A 561-nucleotide genomic window follows, 5' to 3' on the forward strand; every position below is an offset into this window, starting at 1 on the left:
GTGTTTGCCCCGGAAAAGATGAAGTTCAACTTCCAGAAGCTGGATGTCGTGGCGAATGTGAAGAACCTGTTTTCGGCGCGCAACCTCATCGAGGCGCTGAAGTCGGTGGTGAAGGTGGTGGCGCTCACTGCCATCGTGTGGAAGCTGGTCCACGACAACCTGGGGACGCTCATGCTGCTGGCGGGCTCCGGCATCCAGCCGGTGACGGCGGGATTGGGCTTGTTGATCAAGTCCTTGCTGCTGACCACGGCCTTCGTCTTCACTGTCATCGCAGGGTTCGACTGGCTCATTCAGCGCAAGCTGTTCGCCCGCCAGCAGATGATGACCAAGGATGAGGTCAAGCGCGAACACAAGGAGTCCGATGGAGCGCCTGAAATCAAGGGAGAACGGCGAAAGCTGCATCGGGAAATCGTCCAGGGCGGTGGCGGTGGCAAGCGCAAACCCTCGCTGGTGGTCACCAACCCCACGCACCTTGCGGTTGCACTGCTCTACGAGCATGGTGAAACCCCACTGCCCCTGGTGCTGGCCAAGGGCGCGGGTCTGCACGCTCAGGCCATCGTC

At 60.8% G+C, this 561-nt stretch carries 1 protein-coding gene; it reads left to right on the forward strand.

What is annotated here, in order from left to right; all coding sequences use genetic code 11:
* Positions 1–561 (forward strand): EscU/YscU/HrcU family type III secretion system export apparatus switch protein (locus ACT6Q8_RS25655; protein WP_444739501.1); only part of this gene is annotated, 561 nt, incomplete at its 3' end.

The organism is Niveispirillum sp. (assembly GCF_052437035.1).
In the GTDB taxonomy this organism is placed as follows: Bacteria; Pseudomonadota; Alphaproteobacteria; order Azospirillales; family Azospirillaceae; genus Niveispirillum.